We start from the raw sequence: 20,146 nt of genomic DNA, 5'->3' as shown, positions 1-20,146 counted from the left end.
TACGGTGCTTGAAAGTCCCCTAATAAAGTTAAAACATCTTACCTTTCCGAATTCCTATAACTATCTTTTGTTCTCTCTTTTTTCTTTTCGTATTTTTCTTGTTGCTCTTGATATTTTTTAATCTGTGCTATTACACTTGGTTTTTCGCCTTGTTTTATAAGCTTATCTATTTCTATGGATAAATCTATGCCAAGTTCTTTGTTTACAAAATCTACTGAATATTTTATATGATTAATTTCCTGGTATTCATCTTTTATCTTGTCTTTTTCTTTATTTATTTCTTCAAGCTTTGCCATTAAAAGATTTTTTTCTTCATTCCACTTTTTAGGACTTAGTTTTTCCTTATCTGATAGGAGTTTTTTTAATTTCCCACTCACTACCTTATATTGGTCTATGTCTTTCTTATGTTTATTATAGAATGCGTCTTTTGTGAATATATTTTTCTTTTGATATTCTTCATAAACTTCTTTTTTGGCTTTGTAGATTTCATAGTATAGAATTTTATTTTCTACATCTTCCATTTCTTTATGGATTGTCTTTGCTTTTTTATTTAGCCTATAACTATTAGACTTTAAAGTTTCTATTTTTGTTTGTAACTGACCTATGGTTTCTATGTTATTTTTTCTTAAATAACTATATGCACTTGTTAGCTTTTTGAAGTCATATTTTTCTTTATTGGTTTTTGCATATCCTTTTAGATATTTACTTTTTTCTTTTTGAATTTCTGAATATGTTAATAGATAATTTGTTAGATTGAAAAGTTTAGGGTTGTCTATTACCTTATCTCTTTCTATATCCTTAAATTTTTCATAAGCAGTAGTTAGGTTATCTAATAGATTTCCTATCCAACCCTTTAATATTTTTATCTCTTCTTTTATTGTTTTTACAAGTACGTTATATTTTCTTATTTCTCTATTATAGTTTCCCTTGTCAGTTTCTATTCCCTTTCTTTCCATTGCACTTGCTGCTGATCCTAAATGGATTGTCGGTAGATAATCTGAATTTTGTCTTTTAAAACTCCTATGGTCTACTCTTTTTTCTATCTTGTTTTTTGCTAGATATTCATTGCAAAGGTCTGAAAAATTTTCTCTCCATTTTTCTACATTGCCTTTATCGTTCCAGGTTGTTAGTTCTACTTTTCTTGTCTTTGGTTTTCCATTTTTGTTTAATACTTTTTCTCCTTTTTCATCTAGGATATATTCTTTTTTTGACTTTGCTAAGAACTCTCCTTTTTCGTTTATGGGTCGCATTATGGTCATGATATGACAATGGATATTTCCATTTTTATCTTGACTCTCATCATGAATTGCATAATCTACTATCATTCCTTGTGATGTTAGATTTTCTTTTATATATCTTTCAACTAGGTTTATGTTTTCACTTAAAGATAACTCTTTTGGTAGTCCTATTATGAATTGTCTTGCTAGTTGTGCATTAGAATTTTTTTCTGCCATTTCAACCTTATTCCATAAGGTAGACCTATCATTAAATTCTTTTGGTATATGATCAGGCAATATTATATTTTTTACTAATACTTTTTCTTTTCTTGTATAGTCATGGGTTACTCCGTCCCATTCATTTTTTATTTTTTCTCCACTTATATATGCTGCACTTGCTACTGCACTTTTGCCTTTTCCTCTTGATATTATGTTTACTGAAAAATGAAAACTGTCTGCCATTTTTATCACTTCCTTTCTTTCTTTGTTGTTTTAGGTGGAGGCTTAATAGATTTTTATATCCACTTTGTGAATGAGCGTTTTGAAATGATAGAATTAAAAAAGCCGACTACTGAATTAATTTTTGTTGTTTCAGTATGTCGGCTTAATTGTTTTGTTCATTTCAAATTTTAAAAGTCAAGGGCGAGCGTTAGCGAGTTTATTTACCCTTGACTTTTAAAAAGCGAATGGTTGTTGCTCCCTGCAAGGGTTTGGCTCCGCAGGACGCAAGCACCCTTTAGGGTGTATAATTGCGCCCTTGTAACCAAGGGACAATTATGTTATTTCTTCTTTAGATGATTTTTCTACACTATCATCTATTCTTTCTTCTAAAATTCCCATTATGTTTAATCTTATTTCTTCACCATTTAATGATTTCATTAGTTTATAAAATTCATCTTTTGTTAAACCAATACTTTCTTCAAAAATACTTTCTAACACTGCTCCTTTTTCTATAAGTCTTTTGTTTCTTGCTTTTCTTTCTTGTTCATTAAGTTTTTTCTTCAACTGTCTTTTTTGATTTTGTAATTGCTTAATGCTTTCTTCTTTCTTTTCAATCTGTTCTTCAATACTTAATCTTTTACTTGTCATAATGTGTCCTTTCTTACAATAAAAAAAACGACTAGATTTTTATTTCTAATCGTTTTTAATTCAAACACAATGAATTTCTCTATTGCAATTTTCTTTTATTTTTTCAATATATTTCTCCATATAATCCCAATCGGGATTACCATGAACATCTACTGGTAGTTTTATCTTTTCTTTCTTTAACAAATCGGGAAATAGTCCATAACTATAAGAATATTTATCAGTCAATGTGTCTAAACACGATACTAAAAATAGACATGCTTTCTCACTCAAATGTCTTGTATCAATATAATAAATATCTCTTCCAGATACAAAGTTTTCTTTTTGATAAAAGAATGATGCATTCTCTGCACCAAATGATATAACTCCCTTAGGGCTAGGAGTCATTTTTTTAGTTTCAGTAACTCTATATTTTATACCATTATTAAATTTTGTTCTTACTACATAAGGAATACCGTTCTCATCTTCAACGACTTCTCTTGCATGAAGCACGTCAGGCTTTTTAATATTTTCAAATAAATCACCAACTATAAACTCTTTCCATTTTGAAGTATCAACCTTATTTAATTTTGCATTATTTAAATAGCTTGTAAGATTGCTTGTACTCTCTCTCTGGTTTCAAGCCTTTTCATTGCTTCTTCCATGAAATTCCAATCTGGTGTTTCATCGTCTAATGCTGGTAAAAGTATATTTTCTTTTTTTATACTATCACTAGATCCCATATCGTTATATTGGTACTTTATCTTTAAACTTTCTCTTATTACAGAAGCAATAAATAACCCGTTAAATTTATTTAGATTGTCATTATATAAAAGCATTATTGATGACCCTCCACCACCTCTTCCCAAAAAATCTTTTGGTTGGTAAAATGTACTACCATCAACTGGACTTACTGTTATACAATTTCCTTTATCTAAATCTTCATCATCAATAGGCTCTCTGTAACTATCGACACCATTATTATAATTTCCAGAAGATACAAAAGGTATCTCTCCCTCATTATATTTTTTTACACTTCTTGATTTAGGTCTTTTTACAGTAAATAACTTCTCTATTTCAAAAGGTTTCCAATCATCAATCTTTATTTTCTTCATTTTCTCCACCTACATCTAGCATGAGTTTACCATCTTTATATTCTGATTTATACAAAACTTGATTTAAAAGTTTTTCATTAAATTCTTTTACGTCAATTTTTTCTTCAAAGAGTATAAAGTCTATAATGGTCTTTTTAAAATCTTCTTCATATATTTCAAAAGGTTTCTGTGGTTTTTGATATGATAAATATTCTTTTGAATCTATCCATTGGTGTGTGTTATATTTTGTATCTACTTTTGTTCTTGCAACTTCTAGCCAATATTTTTCTATTTCTTTCCACTTATTTTTTATATCATGCCTACCTTGATTTTTAACTCTTTCAAGTCCATCATCTTCCATATAGCAAGCAAATATTTTTTTATCTTTTTGTGGTTTTCCAGTTTCAAAAACAAATACACTTGTTGTTACTCCTGCATCAAAAAGTTTTTCTGGTAATTTTATAATCATATCAAGAGTGTGTTTTTTCAGTAATGAGTGCATTCTATCTTTTTCTAGTTTCTTATCTGGTAAAATAAATGCACATTTAATACCAGCAGGTACATTATCCAATACATTTGTAACTATTTTTTTGCAACCATATTTTCTCTCATATGGTGGATTCATCAATACTTTTGTTATGTTTTTAGATTTGATCCATTTACAAGCTTCTTTTTCCCTTGTATCAAATTGTTCCAAATTTGTCTTGCCATCTTTGTGAATAAGCATATTAGCACAAGCTAGGGCGAAAATTTCTCTATCAAACTCGATACCATAAAGTTTATTTTGTTTTATATCTTCTGCTTCTTTTGTATTTACTCCACCAACTTCTTTTATCATATTTGCCATTGCTTTTACTAAAAACGCTCCGCTGCCTGCACAATGATCTAAAATTTTCAATTCTAACAAGTCTTTTTCAGTATTTTTAACTTCATAAAAACCTCTTTGGCAATAATGCCTAATTCTTCTTTAGTTGTTAAAATTTTTTATTTTACCATCATCGTTCCCCTGATTTTCAATTAATCTTCTTAGGTTATATAAGAAGTACATATCTTTTTAATCTTAAAGTTTTTAAGTCTTAATTTTAAAATTTTCAATCTTAGATATTATTTAAATCATTCCAAAATGCTCTAAAGCATCTTCGATTGCTTTTTCTTTTTCTTCTGGGCAATTTGGCACTCTTTGATTTTCTTTCTTACTAAAATTATAATTTTCTCTCTCTATTAGACCATGTTTCCTTTTTATTTGTGCAATATATAGGCTTGAAACTTTTAGTACGTATTTATCTAACACATACTTTTTAATTTCTCCATAAGTTGCGTCTTTTGAAAAGTCAATTTCAGATAATTCATCTTCCCCTATTTCTATATCTAAATGATGTTCTGTATTTAGTTTGGACAACAGAGCTACCGTCTCAACATGCCCTGAAGTTCCAAAGTTCCGTAACTTTTTATGATTAATTATACTGAAAGCAATTTGATATAATTCTTGTTTATTCATTTTCTTCTCCAATATTATTTAGCTTAATAATACGTTATTCTTTTTTCAAAACACTAAGTTATTCAGTTCACCATCAAGAACTTTTATAGTTTCATTTCTTTCCTTATCCTCTTGATTGTCATATAAAAGTTGTTCAATAAACTCCCATATATCTTCTAGTTTACGTCTAATATGATAGAATAACAAAGCATCCGTATTGATTAAAAAATCTTTGTGTAATTTCAGGTATATGTTCATAAATACATCATAATATGGCTTATCAACAAAAAACATGAGATCAGCTTTTACTGGAGCCAATTTCAAGCCTTCCCAGTCAATTAGAACTAACTGCTCATCCCGTTGCATCAAGTTCCAATTATGAATATCTGTATGGCATAGGGCCATTTTAGGATTACTTCGTCTTAGAATCTCCGACAGTCCTTCAACTCTGTCAATAGATTGTTCAAGGGGTTTTATGTGTGCCCCAAGCAAGCATTTTAAGTCCATGGGAAGACTGGCGCATTCTTTACGCAATACTTGTTTTAGCTGTTTCAGAAATGGCAAGCTAAAATCTTCCCTAATTAGTTGCACATATACCTACTATATCAATAAATTTTGAGTTATCATTGACTATATTAGTTGCTATTATCAGAATAGTCGTCGATAACTATATTTTCGTGCAAATATGCAAATAAGTAAAATGATAATTATGTTATATCATAATAATTGAAAATAATAGAATGCATTTTTCAATGTAATAAGATTAAGCGTTCTCTTAAAGTTAGAGAACGCTTAATTATTTTTAATTTATTGAAATAATTTGTAACTATTGAAAACAGACAAAAATTGTTCATTGGATAATTTATCAAGATCAGTAACATTCGCATGCTTCAGCACCTGTCTTAATTGATTTTTAGTAAAAAGAACATGATATTCCCTGTTTACCCATTTATAAACGAAAAATCTATACTTTTTGTAGTCCTTCTTTAAAATAAATGGTTTATGCCTTTCAAGTACAATCAATACAGAATCTACATTAGGCTTAGGGTGAAAATATGCTCGTGGCACTTTTTTAAGAATTTTTATATCCATTTCCACCATTAACAGCAAACCTAAAGCTCGTTGGGTATTTTGCAACCTTTTAGCAAATCCCCTCTCTACAATAAGGTAGCTATATTTCGCTTGACTATCAAAAGCAATCTTTTTTACAATATCAGTACTAATATTGTAGGGAATATTACCAAATATTTTATAGTCTGTATTTTTAGGAAAGCTAAACTTCAAAATATCCTCATGAATAACTTTTATATTCTGAAAAGGTTCAACTGCTTTTTTCGTGGCATGACATAAACCTTCATCAATCTCTATAGCATTCACCCGTTGACTCATTTCCACAAGTTCCTTGGTAAAATGTCCTTTTCCTGACCCAATTTCTATTATTTTATCTTGTTTATTGATATTCGTATATTTTAATATTTCCTTTACATGCTTTTTAGATGTAATGAAATTTTGCGTATTTTTCGGGTTTTTCTGTTTCATTATAACCTTCTCCTTGCCGGTTATAATGAACTAATCTTAAGAGCTCATTATAACCAATTATTTTTGGTTTGGTTGATAATGAAATCTCTCATTAACAAATATAGAAAACATACCCATACCTTTACCTCCTTTAATTTTTTTCATTATAAATGAGATAAAGTAATATCTACTACTGCAATACATGTACACATATTTAACTCCTCCTTATGCAACTGATTATATCACTTTTAATTTCTCTATTCAATAAAGTTCTGTGCTAATCTACCTCACCCTATGGATTTTTAATCCCGAAACATCAAATGTCATCTGTCAAATGCCCTATTTAAAAGGGTCAAAAAACGGTATTTTTTAGCCTGTTTTTGACCCAATTTTCGTACTCAAACCACTACATGTTGTGGTTGACTCCTATTATTCCTTGTCCAAACCACAATACGTCATCAGAATTGCTGCTTCAACGTGTGTCGAGTTGCCTTGATAGCTATCAAAACTGCATTCTCAACCCCTAAGGTTATGGGGAACATATCCACGCTCGTAGATGGAAACATATCAAAGATTGGCTCTCGTTTGTAGAACATATCGACTGTAATTATTTCATTTTCAAGCCTTTATCGATAGCTTCCTGAATAATCTTATGACAACAAACTCCCAACGGATTGTTTTCTTTACAATTAGAATTTTTCATTGCCCCAGTGATGGCATTTACTTCTTTTACGGATTTCGCGCCATGCTTTACAACTGCTTCAATTACCTGATTTTCTGTGACTTCGCTACAATAACAAGCATACTTAGGATCTGCATCTTTCTTAAACCAGATAGGAACTCTAACTTGGTCTTTCAAGAATTTTATTTCATTATCTAAGTTATAGTAAACAACGTCGCAGTCCTCGTTCATGCAAATCTTATATTGATCTCCGTTAACAGCATTACGATAATCATCTACCACTAGATGTTCAACAGTTACTTTACTAACGGAAATCCCTTCATTATTACATACAGGACAATTGTCTTTAATTTGATCCGGCTTTTCTGTTTTGCATCCACAACAACATTCATTATTAATCTTCATATTCTTAGCCTCCATATTTTCATTATAATTTCTTTTTTAAACTAGGTAAAACCAATTTCATATACTTGTCATTTATTAATAGCGTCAAACATTTTAGCTGGTGTTAATTTACTTAGCTCCCTGTTGTCAGCCAACGCACGTGTAGCTTTTTTGTGTATAAACACATCAGCGTCATGTTACCCATTGCTCGGCATTCTTCTAATGAACCCAAATACATGGAATGGCAACCCTTTTTTAGACAATTTATAACCGAACATTATCAAGCTTGAAAGTTTCTTTAGATTATAAAATATATTCTCAGACAATCAAGGGTAAAGGCTTCGCCCAAATTTCGTTGAAATTTGCCCTTGACAGTCTGTTCATATATTTTATTTAATTTATGAAACTTCCAGAGCTTTTTATTCTGCTTTTCTATATTCTACTGGTGTTTTATATCCTAAAGATCCATGAATTCTTAGGTTATTATACCAATATACGTATTCTGCTAATTTTAGATTAAGTTCTTGGAAATTAGTAAAGTTCTCCTGATATATGAATTCTGTCTTCATTACTTTATTGACTGCTTCGCTTACTGCGTTATCATATGGGCTTCCTTTTTTACTTAGCGATCTTTTTATCCCAAATACCTTTAATATTTCTTCTATTTTTATATTTTTAAATTCTCTTCCTCTGTCTGTGTGAAATATTTTTATACGATTTAGTGGCTGCCTTATTGAGTAAAATGCTTCTGCTACTAGATTTGCATCTTTGTTTTTACCTGATGAGTATCCTATTATTTCACGGCTGTTTAAGTCTATTATTAAACATATATAATTCCATGTTTTTCCTACTCTTACATATGTTAGGTCGCTTACTATTGCTTCTAAATAGTCTCTATTGTCAAATTATCTATTTAAAAGGTTAGGGATGTCTTCTTCGTTGCATTTGGATCTTATTACTTTATATTGTGCTACTGTATAGTTTGAGATTAGGCCATTTTTCTTCATTATTCGGCCTATTTTTCTTCTCGATATTTTATATCCAATTTTCCCTAGTTCTTTTTTTATTTTGCGTGTTCCATAGTTGTTTCTACTTCTTCTGAATATTTCTTTTATTTCTTCTATTAGTTTTTCATCTTCATCTAATTTCACATCTTTTTCTTTGTTCAAATGATAATAGACTAAACTTCTTGTGACCCCAAGTAGTCTACACATTGCACTAATGTTATATTTATCTCGGTTCGAGATAATGAGGTCTATTTTTTGCCTAACAGTAGTGCAGCTTGCTTTAAAATATCATTCTCCATTTCAACCTGTTTCAATTTTTTACGAAGTCTGATTATCTCTTTTTGTTTCGCATCCACATTATCAAAATGGTTACTCTAAGCAGCACACCAACTATTTATTTTTTGAGTTTTAAACTTTGGTAGAAGTCTTGAACTCTTTATATTTACATAACTATTTGCCTCTATCACTATTATGACACGAAACCCGCAAGTAGCGTCAAGTAAACGGTCGTTATAAGTTATCTCTAGTAAATCGTACATAAATGAAGTGATATGCTCTGGGGTAAATACTTGACCACTTTCAGACTTTTTCTTGTATCTATTAAATTCATTAAAGAAAATGCCCATTACATCTTCGCCGTTCCAGTTATCTGAGTTTATGGACTCTGCGATTTCTATGATACAGTCAATAAATGTATTTATATCATCTTGATTTTCTACAATGTTCATTTTTATTTCACTGTACACCTCAAGCAAAATATCTATTTTAAGATTTTGTTTTCTATGATCTTGAAGTGATTTTGCTAAAGTATCATATATTTTATTTCTAAATGGTTCATATCCATTATCTTTTATTGCTTCAAGATTGCCGCCAAACCTTTCTACTACCAAGGCTGAAGCTGTAAATATCATTCTATGATATAAATTCTTAATTCCGAATTTAAAGTGTAGTAAATCATTTATTCTTTTTGTTAGAGTGAAAATTTTGTTTTTATCTATATAATTTTCTTTAAACAAATCAATATAGTATTGCTTGTGTTGAAGTTTATTAGCTACTCTTATGAGTTCCTTGTTTTTATATATAGCGATTTCTTTGCCATTGTACAAAATTCCAACAGTTTTTTTATATTTGCTTGAAATTATGTCTATATTTTTCATTAGCTCATCAATAAAAATTTGTTTGCTAATATCTCTTTCTTCTGATTTTGTTTCAAGGATTATTGCTACATCATTCATGTTTTTAGGTAAATACCAACCATCTGGCTTATCTGAATATCCTTTAAACCCTAATTGATTAAAAGTAGTTATTTGACCAGTCCCTTGATCAACATTTTCTTCAGCTTCATCAAAGCCTAATACTAATTTCGCATAATCCCTGACTTGATCTTCTGTCCTTAAACTCATTTTCTAATCCTCTTCACTAAAATTGTCTTCAAAACTAATAATATCATTAGGGGTGCAAGATAGAGCCTTACATATTCTTTCTAAATTCTTAAATGTAATTGGTTTATCCTTGCCCATTTGTGCCATAACATTTGTTGTAAGTCCTGCCATAGCTATTACATCAGTTTTCTTTAAACCTTTTTTTGCTAACTGTATCCATAATGGTTTATAGTTAAGTGCCATAATATCCCTCTTTTTCTGTTCATTAGATTTATTTAATTATAGCATAAATATTGATTTCATTCAATCTTACATTGATTTAGTGTTTTGTTTTAGAGAATTTGTTGTGTTATTCCGTCCTTATTTTGCCATAAATTGCTTAATGCCCTGAGATTTTGCACCCGGATTGTCATTACCATAACCTTCCATCAGGTTAATAACGCCCCATGCTCCAAGTCCTGCACCTACTGCCATAACTAAAATCTTTAATACATTTACTGCCTGTGTAAAAAATTCCATAATTTATTCCTCCTCGTTTTCTTCTTTCTTTTCAATCTTGTTGTATGACTTCACAACAAAGTTTTTGTAAGTCTTTCCGTCTTTTTCACGCTTCTTGAAGTAACCAAAGATATGAATCAAATCGCCCTTTTCAAAGACTTTTGCTTTCTCCGCTTTTTCTCCATAAGCGGCACAGTTGATATATTCCTTGCCTTTCCCATACTTTTTTACAAGCGTAAAGTTTACAACTTCAACAGCTTCTCCCTCTTTGTCAAAACTCGAAAAAGTTGGTTCTGCCAATAAATTGGCATTGATGTTAATCATTTCTTGCTTCATTAAAAATTTCTCCTTTTCTTTTCAATAAAAAAGCGATCGGAGTTTTTCTTTTCCAATCGCTGATACTCTTGCTATTTAGTTTTCCTTAGTGGGACTTCTTATCCTTACCATCTTTCCTCCTGATTTTGAGTAATAAAAAAGCAGCAAATCTATGTTCGTTAGACTTACTGCACTCTTGTAATAACCGTTTCTCTATTTAATTTTGCTTTCCCTTTTCGCTTGATATATTCCTCAATATCAAAGGCATTTTTCTTATTAAAATCTTCAAGTAACTTGTAATTCTTATGCTTTGTAATATCGAATTTGTCTGACAAAAACGGTCTGACACCTCTAAGCTGAAAGATACATTTACTGCCATCCATAACCGTTATCTCATCTTGACTCATCAGTTCCTTACCTGTCTTTTGATAATTCAATCCATAACTATTGGCATTGGAGCGTGTTTCCGATGTGTTATACAGGTCTATGGTTTCTTTTCCCAATGTTTCAGATAGCTCTTTTAGAGTTGTTTTCTCCTTTCCACCCAAGAATAGCGTACTATCACAGTTACCTACAATCGTATCTGCATTGTCCTTGTAGATTGCCTTTAGCTGAGATTGTGCCTGCAAGATAATACTTGCTGAAATTTCTCTTGAACGGATTGTCGCTATTAACTTCTCAAACTTCGGAATTAAGCCGATATTGGCAAATTCGTCAAGCAAGCACCTTACATGAACAGGTAATCTTCCCCCGTACTCGTCATCTGCCTTATCGCAAAGTAAGTTAAATAGCTGTGAGTACATTATAGACACCACAAAGTTAAAAGTATCATCTGTATCAGAGATAATAACAAAGAGTGCTGTCTTTCTATCTCCAAGTGTATCAAGCTCAAGTTCATCTTCTTTCATCAAGTCCCTAAGCTCTTGAATATCAAAAGGAGCAAGCCTTGCACCACATGAAATAAGAATAGACTTTGCTGTTTTTCCAGCAGCAAGTTTATACTTTTTATATTGCTTAACTGCAAAGTGTGTAGGCTCTTTCTTTTCCAATGCTTCAAATAGCCTATCAATGGGATTCATGTATGTTTCATCATCTTCCCTGACTTCTGAAGCATCTATCATATCCAGTAGTGTCGCAAAGTTCTTTTCTTCTCTTGGAGCTTCATAGAAGATATATCCGATAAGAGCTGTATAGTAGAGCTTTTCGGCTTTCACCCAAAAATCTTCTCCTGCTTTTTCTCCCTCTCCCTTAGTGTTCGCAATAATTGTCTGCACCAGTTTCAGTATGTCTTTTTCACTTCTGATGTAAGCAAATGGATTGTACTTCATACTCTTTTTGAAGTTGATGGTATTTAAGATTTTTATCTCATAGCCATTATCTTCAAGCATCTTGCCACACTCAATGACTATTGTGCCTTTTGGATCTGTAACACAATATGACGAGTGCATTTGCATTAGGTTTGGCTTTACATAAAATCTCGTCTTTCCGGAGCCAGAACCACCAATAACAAGTACATTCTTATTTCTTGCATACTTTGGATTTGCCGGTCTGCCATTCATGGTTAATCGCTCTGTTTGAGTAAGCAAGATATTGTTTTGGAACTTTTCATCCACATACGGCTCTATATCTTTTCTCGTTCCCCATCTTGCTGAACCATACTCTTTCCCCTGCCTAAACTTTTTTGCATTTTTCCCTTTGGTATAGACAATAAATTTAATTAGAGCTGCCGCTCCCACGCCCATTAAAATGTCAGAAGGATGAATACTTGGAATAAAGCTCATGGTATTAAGTTCTAATATTCCTTGAAAGATTTTGTCTATCACATCTCCACCAGTATAGGCTCTTACATGATGAGAAAAGATATTGCCAACATAGAAAAATGCAAGATAGGGAATATTCTGCTTTAGCAACTTTGCCTTATCTTGCACCTTAAATAAGCCTTTGATGTCTTTTAGTATCTTATCTATCATAGGCTCTGCTCCTTTTGTTTATTCTTAACTTTATCTTTAGAAACAGTGTTCTTTGCCATCTCCTTGAACTTCTCAATATTCTTGTGGATAGATTCTTTTCTTTCCGTTTTCTTTTCTGATTCTGCAAGAGCGTGTTTGAAGGCTTTATCCATGACTTTCATGTCTTTTGCCTGAAAGAATACGGAGTATTTACCGCTTTCTTTATCTTTCATCACCGAAAACTTTACCCCATACCGATTAAGTTCCTTTTTCAGTTCCTTCAGCTCTGCTTCTTCTACCGGAATTTCTTCAAGCTGTCCCTTTTTAACCATATCTTTGAGCTTTACTTCATTTCCGTTAGCATTAACCAGCTTTTCCAGTCCTCCAAGTTTTTCAGCCTCTTTCATCAGTTTCTTTAATAAGTTCAGAATTAGCTTTCCTGTTACTTTAGCAGCTTTCACTTCCATGTTAAGCGTTTTTCTTGCGATTTCTTCATTGATCAAGTTCTCTCACCTCCAGTCAGTAATCTTTCTTTATTCCTCTTTAATTTTTCTTCCTGAATAACTTTTCTGTAATCTTCTCCAAGTACCATCACAGGAATACACATCTCGATAATTCTTGAGTAAATTCTTTGGTATTCCACACTCTCCGTACAGTTTTCAATTTGGCTGTATGAAAGATTTGTGGTAAAGATTGTTGGCTTATGCTTTAAGTACCTGTTATTCACAATGTTATATACCTGCTCTTTGGCATAGCTTGTATCCCTTTCAATTCCTAAATCATCTAAGATGAGAACGGAAGTGTTTACAAGGGATTCGATATATGCGTTTTTATCAAGGTCAAATCCGCCTTTTTGAAGTTCGTTGATTATTTGTGAAAAGTTTCTAATCTTGACGCTTATCTGATACTGTTCAATCAGTGCATTGGCAATAGAGCAGGCAAGATAGGTCTTTCCGCTACCCACCGAACCATAAAACAAGAGTCCGATGTTTTCTTTTTTCATCAGTTCGTAATCTTTTACAAAATTCTTTGCGATGATAAGACTCTGATTTTCTTTTCCCTGATAGTTTTCAAATGTATATGCCCATTGAATCATGGATGTGAAGCAGATACTTTTTAATCTCTCGATTTCAAGCTGCTTTTGTCTTTCTTTTTCTTTTGCTTCTCTATCTCTATCGCATTTACAAGCTGTCTTAAATATCATCTGCTTTCCAAAAAATTCTAATGCTTTTCCATCTTTTCTTTCATGGCACACTTTACAGTAGGCGTGTCCGTCTTTGATGTATTCTTTTTCAGGATTGAAGCTGTATTCCACATCTTCTATCATCACTTTCTCTAATTCTTTAATCATAAATGTACTCCCTTGTTATATTCCTCCCATGTAGGGATATTGGTTTTTTTCTTACTTCCCTGATCTTTATAAAACCAAGAAAGAATTGTTGCTTTATGGTCTTTATATGTCTTTCCAGTACTTTGAAGATAGGTTGATAATCTCTCAATGTAGTTATCAAGCTCTCCTGCCATTTTTATTTGTAATTCGCCTATATCCTCATTCTTTAAAAAAACATTTTGAAATGTTCCAAGTCCGTTTTCCCCAAAACTATATTCTCTCTTACTATACTTACTCTTATTATTCTCTATATAGTTAGAGTCAACATTTTGAACTTCCTGAAGTTCATTTTCTTTACTTCTGAGGTTAAAATCTTTTACTTCTGAAGTTAAGTTTTTTGACTTCTGAAAGTCATTTTCTTTTACCGCTATTATGCTCATAAAATCTTTAACATAAATGACATTCGGCTTACCAAGTCCAAGCCTTACTCTTTCAATCAGTCCTATTCCTTTTTTGCTGTCTAACTCGTCCAATGTTTTTATGGCAGTAGGCTTTGAGATATTTCTTCTTCTCATAATTTCTTCAACAGTAAAATAGATAAATACTCTGCCTTCCTTGTCCACCCAGTTATTCTTAAAGGACATTCCTGTGCGTTTCAAAAGCATGGAGTATAGGATAATGGCTTCAGCAGACAGTCCCTTAAATTCTTCTCCGTCTACTAATATTTCAGGCACTTTCAGAAAGTTAAATCGCTCTGCTTCTCTGTTATAGAAATAGTCAAAGTCCATGCAAGATCACCTCCCTCCTTAAAAATTTGCAAAGAAAAAGACGATAGTTTTTTCATCTATCGCCTTTGGTAACCATTTTTATGAAATTTTTTAGATTGATTTTATTGCCTCATTGATACCTTGTAAAAAAGCTATAACAGTTGCACCAACCATCGGTATTCCGTATGGACTAACTAAGAATCCAATAATCAATGCTTCTATTCCGATGGTAACTTCTTTTTGCAGAAAAGATGCAATTGCTCCAAATATACAAAACATCATCAGCAAATATAGTAGGGCTGTTCCGATACCAAGTAGAAATGTCAGAAATGCTGTGAGGATACTTAACACCAAGCTAATTGGGAATAAGATTATTTTTATTATCCATCTCATAATTTCTTATTCCTCACTTTCAAAAACATTCTTTGTATCTCCACACACCATATCAATGCAAACATTCACATCCATATAATTTTTTAAGACTTTTTTTCGTCCTCCCTCTCCGTCTTCTACAAATACATAATGTTTGTAAAACTGCTTAAAATGCAGGATTTTCACGATTTCACTCTTTGTATCAACGCTATGCACTCCACATGTGGTGATAGGTCTTACCCATATTATGGAACGAAATGACCAAGGTAAAATTTAAATTACACTATGAAACGTAATCATTACTGCTCTTAAATCTATTGTTATTTAGATAAAAAAATATTATAATGTTCCTGTTGAGTATCGATGTTCTCTTTATCTTATTCGAAAGGAGAATAATTCCATGAAGAATTTAAGTGACCAGGACATCCTTAATATCGTCAAGGACATACAGAATACTACTCGTAGTGTTCGTGACATCATATATGCTGTCAAGGATATCATCCAAATGTTTAAACGATAAGGCTCAACTCTAGACAAAGTCTATACTGACTTTGTCTTTTTTTAATGAACTAGTTTTTCAATTTTCCGACAATATAGGACAATCCCACTTATTTTATTCATTAAAATCTTATGTTCAGCTTTGTAAATATCCAATAATTTCTCAACCAAATCGACTACTTGTAGTTCAGCAATATCTGCAGCACACAAATATAAAGATTGCACATTATATAAGTGACTCAATTCCAAATATTCTCCATTTAATAGTTGATATTTTTTGGAGATATATTTTTTTCTATCAAAAACTTTGAGCAAATATGCATTAAGTTGCCACTCCCCATTATGAGAACTTACCATGAACACTAGACCTGGAATTTCAATTGGTAAATCAAACTTTAAAGCTTTATTAAACCAATTTTTGAAATTTATATACACTGAGTCAATGTTAAACTTTTCTTTCACTATTACCTCTTCATCATGTATTCCCAACTCCTTCAGTTGTATACTTGAAAACTCCAACCCGCCTAATATGATAAAGTATAAAAATAGTGTTAACGATCTTATCTCATCGATTTTATTATCCTGTTTATATAGATTATGTTTATGAAAATACCCATTTCGTTGATATCTTGTCCATTGTGAAATTGCATGATTCATACAGCCTCTGACTTTTGCTGATAAAGCTAATTTTGCTTCTTTCGAGGTAATGAATTCATTCAATGACCCTAACGTACCATCAATCATTTCAGCATTGTCTTTAGTATATTGAATCCTTCGGTTTCCGTTTTGTCTGTTTGATCTTATAGAAAATCCCTTATCAATATTAAGTTGAACTATCTTATACATTAATTGTTCTATTGACTTTAGATACCCTGATATTATACCTGTTAATTCTAACTCACCCATCGAATGGCTATAAATATCAAATAACCATTCAGCACTGATGAAACTCTCTGAAAAATCATTTTTGCCAGTCATTGCGAGATACATCTTATTCTCTAAAAACTTCCCTTCAACTTTCAAAAAATCTTCATTTGTAAGGAATCCTGATTTACCATAGTCGAATATTGCTTTATAATCCATAGTTTGTAACATTTCGGACTTTTTTGTTCGAAAAGCTGATAATGTATTTTTACTTGGGATAATTACCGTTTTATAAGTTATTTCACTCATGATTCGTTCATGAAACTCTCTTGCGAAACTGATAAAAGAATTATATTCTGCTTCATCAAAATACTGTAAAAAGAATGATTTTATTGGGAAGACTTTTACTAAACCATTTTGATTTAACTCACTATTCCCATTCACCAAGTTAGCTAAGTCCACAAAATGTATTGCATCACGTAAAATAAATATATGGATTTCATCAACATTATCAGCCTTAGCATGAAGAGATTTTGAAATTTTATCATAATCCGTATTGCTAGCACTTTCATATGAAATATCATAAAGAAAAAATACTTCAACTCGTATGCCATTAGGGCAAAGCAACATGGAGTATGCCTCAGTTCCATCTCCATAATAATGTTCCTCAAAGAAGATTGATTTTCGCTCTAAAATATTTTTGATGATTTTAAAGATATATATTTCAATCCAAGAACGGTACTCTGATTCTTGAGCTTTGAACCTATTAAATTCTACATTTCCAATATCAAATAGATGCTTCGAGGGAAGAAATATTAAATCTTCCTCATCAATAGTTTCATCATAGATAGGGGATTCCCCAATCAAAGATTTTATGTGATAATATAATGCTCCAAAGTGATGCTCGTAAATATCGAAATTCAAATTATTTTCCATGTAATTCACCATCAATTATGATTTATACGGCTATTATACCACTAAAAACGAAAAAAACTGCAACCTTTCGGCCACAGTCACTTACAAATCTACCTCAGTCCCCTCTAAGAATTTTGCACTTATCTGCCCATCTTCTGAGATTGTAATACTGTCCAAAACCTGACACATCTCATACGAATCGAATTCCCATAAAGGCTTGTTTATCATTTCAGCCAACTTCGTACAATAATGCTTTTCTAGTGGACGATTTTCTTCCAGGATCTTATTCCACTTTCCATGCAATAGATCCACGTTCTCACTCAATAGTTCTACAGCCATTACTACGGCTTTCTCTAGCGTTTCTTCATCAATATGGTTATTCTGACAGCCAATCTGTCCTTTGACCCTATATCGATTGTTACATTGCCAAACCTTTCGTTTACCTCGACTTGTGGTCCAGTTCTTTCGACCAAAAGCTGAACCACAGGCTTTACAGAACACCTTAGTTGTAAAAGGATTATCGTCATTTTGGATGATGTAAGCTTTCAGTTGATGTTCTTCTCGAAAGTCTTTCCTCCTTGCCAATTCCAACTGTACTAATTCCCAAGTGTCTTTGTCAATAATAGCTTCATGACTATTTTCTACATAGTATTGGTTGACTTGACCATCATTTTGAACTCGTTTCTTAGTCAGAAAATCAACGGTAAAAGTCTTTTGTAATAAGGCATCACCTTTGTACTTTTCATTTTGAAGCATTTTCTGTATAGCACTAGGATACCAATTTGCCTTTCCTGTCCAACCAGGTATTTCATTGTCATTCAAATATTTAGCTATGGACTCAGGACTATACCCCTCTAAGAATTTCTCATAAATGAATTTTACTGTTTCTGCTTGCCCTGGGTTAATGATAAGCCTACCATTTTCATCCTTGTCATAACCCATGAACTTAGTGGTATTCACGCGCACCTCACCACGTTCAAACTTCTTACGAATTCCCCACGTCGCATTCTCTGAGATAGAGCGTGACTCATCCTGTGCTAAGGAAGAAAGGATTGTAAGGAGAACTTCACCTTTGGAATCCAGGCTGTCTATATTCTCTTTCTCAAAAGTCACACCAACACCAAGTTCTTTCAGCTCTCGGACGTATTTGATACAATCAAGGGTGTTTCTGGCAAATCGACTGATCGACTTGACCAAAATCCTATCCACCTTACCAGCCCTACAATCTTGTATCAACCGGTTAAAAGCATCACGTTTTTTGGTATTGGTTGCTGAGATGCCCTCATCCGCATAGATGTCAACTAACTCATAGTCCTCGTGTTTGGAGATATAATCTCGGTAATAATTAACTTGGTTTTCATAACTTGATAGCTGTTCTTCTTGGTCGGTGGACACTCGACAATATGCGGCTACCTTGATTTTCTTCCTGACCTGATGAAGAACGCTGGTCTTCACTTTCTTGGCCGGAATAACTGTAATACTTTTCCCCATTTCTATCCCTTTCTAATACTGTAATTGGTGAGGTTATCTCCCAATTTGGAATGTCTACTTCTGGCACTCGCATCCCTCGACAAGCTACTTTTCCCTCTTTTATATACTTGGAACAGCACCAAACAATTTTTTTCTTATAAGAAACTTGTCTCTTTAATGTTGAACCACAATGCTGACATTTTAACAAACCTGTAAATTTATAGGTTTTGTTTCTACCTTGTTGCCATCTTCTACTATTTAATTTGTCCTGAACTGCTTGCCAATCTTCTTTTGAAATAATGGCTTCATGATTATCTTCAATCAAGTATTGTTCAAGTTCGCCTTGGTTCAATTTTTTAGGACCATTCACACCATCATGGAAATACTTCTGCAGTAAGACTGAACCTTTGTATTTTTCATTGCTTAACATTTGACGGATCGTGGTATCATGCCATTTAGCACCTGTGACCGTTGCAACGCCCTTTTCATTTAACAGTTTGGCAATACGATGAGTACCATACCCTTCAAGGTAAAGTGCAAATATTTGCCTGACTATCAAAGCTTCTTCTGGATTGATAATCAACTCACCGTTTTCGTCAACATCGTATCCTAAGAATCGCTTGGTGTTAATGACCAGCTCTCCTCGTTGGAATTTCTTTTGAAATGCCCAACGTTGATTTCCACTCATACTCCTCAATTCGTCCTCCGCGATACTCGCTAATACTGAAAGCATCACTTCCCCTTCACTTGAAAGGGTATGAATGTTTTGTTCCTCGAAGAATATGTCTACTCCTATCGCCTTCAGTTCACGACTAATTTCAAGAACTGTAACCGTGTTTCTGGCAAAGCGAGCAATTGACTTGGTATGAATAACATCAATCTTGCCTTTACGACATTCTTCAATCATAGCTTGAAAATCTGGACGTTTATCCTTAGAACCAGATATACCTCTGTCTTGATAAACACCCATAAAATCAATATCGTCTCTATTGGAATACAGGTTTTCAAAATACTGCTTCTGATTTTCTAACGAATCTAACTGACTTCCATTAGTCGTCGAAACTCGAATGTAGGCACAGACCCTCTTCCTATGTTTTTGTCTATTGACTCTAATCTTCTTTACGGACATTTACTCTCCTTCCTATGTAATGGCACACTATATATCACTCTAAAGGGAATATTAGTCAAGTTATCAGACCAACTATTTCGACCTGATAAATTTATGCCACAGTTCATGGAATACAAATATTCCTCCTACCTTACTAGGTAGGTTTGGGAGTAATTTTTCCGCACTTATTGAAAAAAAGGCAAAAAAAATAAAGCCTGATGTTTCACCAGGCTT

20 protein-coding genes and 3 pseudogenes are annotated in these 20,146 nt (G+C 32.5%); all 23 read right to left on the bottom strand.

Annotation, left to right across the window (positions count from 1 at the left end):
* Nucleotides 1-38 precede the first annotated feature (38 nt).
* Nucleotides 39-1,679, bottom strand: coding sequence for a MobQ family relaxase (gene mobQ / locus HMPREF2574_RS03530; RefSeq protein WP_070584758.1), 1,641 nt, complete (start codon nucleotides 1,677-1,679; stop codon nucleotides 39-41).
* A 312-nt stretch (nucleotides 1,680-1,991) separates the two neighbouring features.
* The gene (locus tag HMPREF2574_RS03525; RefSeq protein ID WP_004825302.1) at nucleotides 1,992-2,306 is read right to left on the bottom strand and encodes a DUF3847 domain-containing protein; all 315 of its coding nucleotides are present in this window, start codon (nucleotides 2,304-2,306) and stop codon (nucleotides 1,992-1,994) included.
* Between the two features lie 60 nt (nucleotides 2,307-2,366).
* A pseudogene (locus HMPREF2574_RS10660) lies at nucleotides 2,367-2,840 on the bottom strand (restriction endonuclease subunit S); the annotation flags it as partial.
* Nucleotides 2,841-2,881: 41 nt separating this feature from the next.
* On the bottom strand, nucleotides 2,882-3,397 hold the full coding sequence (locus tag HMPREF2574_RS10655) for a restriction endonuclease subunit S (RefSeq protein ID WP_070584756.1): 516 nt from the start codon (nucleotides 3,395-3,397) through the stop codon (nucleotides 2,882-2,884).
* On the bottom strand, nucleotides 3,378-4,283 hold the full coding sequence (locus tag HMPREF2574_RS03510) for an HsdM family class I SAM-dependent methyltransferase (RefSeq protein WP_207778512.1): 906 nt from the start codon (nucleotides 4,281-4,283) through the stop codon (nucleotides 3,378-3,380). The genes HMPREF2574_RS10655 and HMPREF2574_RS03510 overlap by 20 nt, the downstream gene beginning before the upstream one ends.
* Nucleotides 4,284-4,484: 201 nt before the next feature.
* Nucleotides 4,485-4,874: a hypothetical protein gene (locus HMPREF2574_RS03505; protein ID WP_001041172.1), complete on the bottom strand. Its 390-nt coding sequence runs from the start codon at nucleotides 4,872-4,874 to the stop codon at nucleotides 4,485-4,487.
* A 45-nt stretch (nucleotides 4,875-4,919) separates the two neighbouring features.
* Nucleotides 4,920-5,444: a phosphotransferase gene (locus HMPREF2574_RS03500; RefSeq protein WP_001176020.1), complete on the bottom strand. Its 525-nt coding sequence runs from the start codon at nucleotides 5,442-5,444 to the stop codon at nucleotides 4,920-4,922.
* Between the two features lie 216 nt (nucleotides 5,445-5,660).
* A complete protein-coding gene (erm(A), locus tag HMPREF2574_RS03495) occupies nucleotides 5,661-6,392 on the bottom strand; it encodes a 23S rRNA (adenine(2058)-N(6))-methyltransferase Erm(A) (RefSeq protein ID WP_000810833.1) in 732 nt (243 codons plus the stop codon).
* 57 nt (nucleotides 6,393-6,449) lie between these two features.
* Nucleotides 6,450-6,503, bottom strand: coding sequence for an erythromycin resistance leader peptide (locus HMPREF2574_RS11100; protein WP_350225099.1), 54 nt, complete (start codon nucleotides 6,501-6,503; stop codon nucleotides 6,450-6,452).
* Between the two features lie 475 nt (nucleotides 6,504-6,978).
* Nucleotides 6,979-7,458 carry a Csac_0668 family 2Fe-2S cluster-binding (seleno)protein gene (locus HMPREF2574_RS03490; RefSeq protein ID WP_000700631.1) on the bottom strand — a complete coding sequence of 160 codons (480 nt, stop codon included), beginning with the start codon at nucleotides 7,456-7,458 and terminating at the stop codon, nucleotides 6,979-6,981.
* 398 nt (nucleotides 7,459-7,856) lie between these two features.
* Nucleotides 7,857-8,806, bottom strand: a pseudogene (locus tag HMPREF2574_RS10835) (IS3 family transposase); the annotation flags it as partial.
* Nucleotides 8,807-8,818: 12 nt separating this feature from the next.
* Complete coding sequence (locus HMPREF2574_RS11030) at nucleotides 8,819-9,070, bottom strand: N-6 DNA methylase (RefSeq protein WP_204964914.1); 252 nt, start codon at nucleotides 9,068-9,070, stop codon at nucleotides 8,819-8,821.
* 780 nt (nucleotides 9,071-9,850) lie between these two features.
* Nucleotides 9,851-10,069, bottom strand: coding sequence for a helix-turn-helix domain-containing protein (locus tag HMPREF2574_RS03475; RefSeq protein WP_004825248.1), 219 nt, complete (start codon nucleotides 10,067-10,069; stop codon nucleotides 9,851-9,853).
* 123 nt (nucleotides 10,070-10,192) lie between these two features.
* Nucleotides 10,193-10,345: pseudogene (locus tag HMPREF2574_RS03470) on the bottom strand (Maff2 family mobile element protein); the annotation flags it as partial.
* Between the two features lie 3 nt (nucleotides 10,346-10,348).
* A complete protein-coding gene (locus HMPREF2574_RS03465) occupies nucleotides 10,349-10,660 on the bottom strand; it encodes a hypothetical protein (protein WP_007894841.1) in 312 nt (103 codons plus the stop codon).
* A gap of 164 nt (nucleotides 10,661-10,824) precedes the next feature.
* Complete coding sequence (locus HMPREF2574_RS03460; RefSeq protein WP_070812189.1) at nucleotides 10,825-12,609, bottom strand: VirD4-like conjugal transfer protein, CD1115 family; 1,785 nt, start codon at nucleotides 12,607-12,609, stop codon at nucleotides 10,825-10,827.
* Nucleotides 12,606-13,091 (bottom strand): PcfB family protein, encoded by a 486-nt coding sequence (locus HMPREF2574_RS03455; RefSeq protein WP_000606558.1) that lies wholly within the window; start codon nucleotides 13,089-13,091, stop codon nucleotides 12,606-12,608. Before HMPREF2574_RS03455 ends, HMPREF2574_RS03460 begins: the two co-directional genes overlap by 4 nt.
* Nucleotides 13,088-13,939 carry an ATP-binding protein gene (locus tag HMPREF2574_RS03450; RefSeq protein ID WP_007894699.1) on the bottom strand — a complete coding sequence of 284 codons (852 nt, stop codon included), beginning with the start codon at nucleotides 13,937-13,939 and terminating at the stop codon, nucleotides 13,088-13,090. The genes HMPREF2574_RS03455 and HMPREF2574_RS03450 overlap by 4 nt, the downstream gene beginning before the upstream one ends.
* A complete protein-coding gene (locus HMPREF2574_RS03445) occupies nucleotides 13,936-14,706 on the bottom strand; it encodes a replication initiator protein A (RefSeq protein ID WP_000344984.1) in 771 nt (256 codons plus the stop codon). Before HMPREF2574_RS03445 ends, HMPREF2574_RS03450 begins: the two co-directional genes overlap by 4 nt.
* Before the next feature lie 90 nt (nucleotides 14,707-14,796).
* Nucleotides 14,797-15,078, bottom strand: coding sequence for a CD1845 family protein (locus HMPREF2574_RS03440; protein WP_001267198.1), 282 nt, complete (start codon nucleotides 15,076-15,078; stop codon nucleotides 14,797-14,799).
* Nucleotides 15,079-15,618: 540 nt separating this feature from the next.
* Entirely contained in the window at nucleotides 15,619-17,355 is a 1,737-nt protein-coding gene (locus HMPREF2574_RS03435; protein WP_042754178.1) for a hypothetical protein, read from the bottom strand.
* Nucleotides 17,356-17,436: 81 nt separating this feature from the next.
* On the bottom strand, nucleotides 17,437-18,729 hold the full coding sequence (locus tag HMPREF2574_RS03430) for a recombinase family protein (RefSeq protein WP_024052971.1): 1,293 nt from the start codon (nucleotides 18,727-18,729) through the stop codon (nucleotides 17,437-17,439).
* Entirely contained in the window at nucleotides 18,692-19,933 is a 1,242-nt protein-coding gene (locus tag HMPREF2574_RS03425; protein WP_024052970.1) for a recombinase family protein, read from the bottom strand. Before HMPREF2574_RS03425 ends, HMPREF2574_RS03430 begins: the two co-directional genes overlap by 38 nt.
* Between the last annotated feature and the right edge of the window lie 213 nt (nucleotides 19,934-20,146).

Origin of the sequence: Streptococcus sp. HMSC034E12 (assembly GCF_001835915.1) — a bacterium.
Classification (GTDB): Bacteria; Bacillota; Bacilli; order Lactobacillales; family Streptococcaceae; genus Streptococcus; species Streptococcus vaginalis.
This window is presented reverse-complemented; position numbering and strand designations above follow the sequence as displayed.